General features: G+C 61.1%; 1 protein-coding gene and 2 pseudogenes. All 3 read left to right on the top strand.

Annotated elements, in window-relative coordinates:
• A pseudogene (locus ACHWRX_RS14445) lies at positions 1-240 on the top strand (hypothetical protein); the annotation flags it as partial.
• Between the two features lie 229 nt (positions 241-469).
• Positions 470-2,290, top strand: coding sequence for a methyl-accepting chemotaxis protein (locus ACHWRX_RS14440; protein ID WP_394659705.1), 1,821 nt, complete (start codon positions 470-472; stop codon positions 2,288-2,290).
• A 119-nt stretch (positions 2,291-2,409) separates the two neighbouring features.
• Positions 2,410-2,674, top strand: a pseudogene (locus tag ACHWRX_RS14435) (DUF159 family protein); the annotation flags it as partial.

Raw genomic sequence — 2,674 nt, 5'->3', positions numbered from 1 at the left:
ATCCGCATGTCGGGTGCGTTCGACGACAAGGGCGTGACCGGGACGGCTGGCGTTGTGGGGGCGATCGCCCTGGTTCCGGTGGCGGGCTTCCTGATGACCGGCACCAGTGCCAAGGTCCCGGCCGGGTCGATCGTGAAGAGCTTCGTCGACGAGGACGTGCCGCTTTCAATTGCTGCCACCGCGCCGCCTCCGCTGGCGGTCAATGCGACCGTGCCAGTTGCGCCGCAGCCCGCGAAATGATTGCATGGGTCGGGGTGATAGATTGCCCCGACCTTACGCATCAGCGTCGGGCTGGCGAAAAGACGTGTGCACCCATCTGCCGTGACATAGGCTGATTTGCTCCGGCGTCAGTATGCACCAGCCCACCTAACTGTTCTTAACTATAGTCAATATCATAAAGTTAACTCGAAGGCAGGCAGTTGGCCCGCCCTGCGCTGGGGGGCGCCAATGGATCGAAGGGACTGCCTCCGTGCAAAATCTCCGCATTTCGGGAAAGCTTATCGCATGCTTTTCCATCCTGCTGATCGCGCTCATGGGACTAGCGGCACTCGCTGTCGTTCGCTTGGGCGATATGCGGGACGTTGCGGTCAATCTGGGCGGCGAGCAGCGTTCCCAGTTGGAGGCGATCGCCGTTATCAACGCCAGTACCGCGACGTATCGTGCGACGGTTGGGCAGCATCTTTTGTCTGTTACGCCAGAAGATCGTGCGGTTGCGCAACGGCGGCTGAACGAACTGCGGGATCAGATAGCGGAGCGGACGCGCTGGCTTCGTCCACGTCTGGCTAACGATGAGACACGATCCGCGCTTGATGCCTTCGTCCGCGACTGGGCTGAGTATCAGTCCCACGCCAAGGAAACATTGCAGGCGGCAGCGGTCGGCTCACCGAAGGCGATCGAGCTTTTCCGGATCGCGCGGCCCTATTTCGTAACCGTCAACAAGGCGGCTGATACGCTGCGTATCAAACAATCCCGCGCGATTGATGCACTGGTTGAAGAGGCCGAGGCCAACTACGTCACCAGTCACAGGATCATGATTGGGACGGTGCTGGCGGTTGCGCTGCTGGCCATTGCCATGCTGATTCTTCTGGTTCGCCTTGTCGCACGTCCTGTGGGCGCGATGAGCGGCATGCTCGGCAAACTGGCGGCAGGAGAGCGCACCGTCTCCATTCCTGCGAACGACGCTCGGGATGAGGTTGGGGAAATGATGCGTGCGGCCATCGCCCTACGCGATCAACTCGCTCAGGCCGATAGGCAGAAAGACGAGCAAGCGGCACTGATCGTCTCCACGATTGGTGCAGGCATGCAGTCATTGGCGGCCGGTGATTTGACCGCTCGGATCAGCGTCACACTTGACGAGCCCTTTGCTTCGCTGGCTACCGACTTCAACAATGCTATGACCCAGGTCGAGCAGGCGATGATCGCGGTGAGCGGTGTTTCCGAAGGCCTTCGTGCAGCCTCGGGAGAGATCCGCTCAGCGTCCGAGGACTTGTCCCAGCGTACTGAGCAGCAGGCCGCTAGCTTGGAAGAGACGGCCGCCTCAATGCAGCAGATCACGGACATGGTAGGGCGTTCGGCATCTGACGCGAAACGTGCCGATACGGTGGCAGCAGACGCCAGCAGCGCTGCGCAAAATGGTGGGCAGGTCGTGCGCGATGCAGTTGCAGCCATGAGCGGTATCGAGCGGTCCAGCCATGAGATCTCGGAGATAATCAGCGTGATCGATGGCATCGCGTTCCAGACCAATCTTTTGGCGCTGAACGCCGGGGTCGAGGCGGCACGTGCTGGCGACGCGGGCAAGGGCTTTGCTGTCGTCGCCTCTGAAGTCCGGGCGCTGGCGCAGCGTTCGGCGGATGCGGCCAAGGACGTAAAGTCGCGAATCGTGGCCAGTAATCAGCAGATCGGGACGGGTGTTGAGCTAGTGGCGGAAACAGGGCGCTCGCTCGATCAGATCATCGGTCGAGTCCAAGAGATCACGGCACTGATCAATAGCCTGGCCAACTCGGCGGAACAGCAGGCTAGTGGCTTGGGTCAGGTTAACGTTGCTGTCGAGGAGATGGACGGCGTGACCCAGCGCAACGCTGCTATGGTTGAAGAAACGACTGCTGCGGCTCGTGAGCTGACGGACAAGGCGGACGAGTTGGCAGGGCATGTCGCACGCTTCCGGGTTGACGCGTCGGGTATTCGTGCGACCCAAGCTATTGGCTCACGGACTCGGCTGGCCCCGAAACCTGCAATGCGTCTTGTCTCCGGAGGCAGCGCAGCATTTTCCGAGGATTGGTCGGAATTTTGAACAGCTTGAAGCCCGGCGGCGCTGATGCCGCCGGGCTTCAATCTAGCCTAAACCCAAGGGAAACAGCCCCTTGGCAGAGCGTTGAAGCGGCTTACGGCAACCCAGGGGCAGTCGAGCACATGTGTAACCGAGCCCGATTTGATGGCGAGCCGCAGACGATATTTCCGTCGGCTGCCAAGCTGTTTGACGAGCGGCCGCGCGACAACCGCTTCCACCCGCAGGAATTGCGTCCCAAGGCTCGATCCTATGTGATCCGGGAACAGGATGGCGAGCGCGCCTGGGACGTCATGTCCTGGGATGTGCTGGGCGGGAAAGCGCCGTACCCAATGACTAACGTGCGCAACCTAGAACTGCCGCAATGGCGACGCCTGGCCGCTGATCCCG

This window comes from uncultured Novosphingobium sp., from assembly GCF_964277725.1.
GTDB lineage: Bacteria > Pseudomonadota > Alphaproteobacteria > Sphingomonadales > Sphingomonadaceae > Novosphingobium > Novosphingobium fluoreni.
Note: the sequence above shows the minus strand (reverse complement) of the source record. Positions and strands in the feature narration are given on the sequence as shown.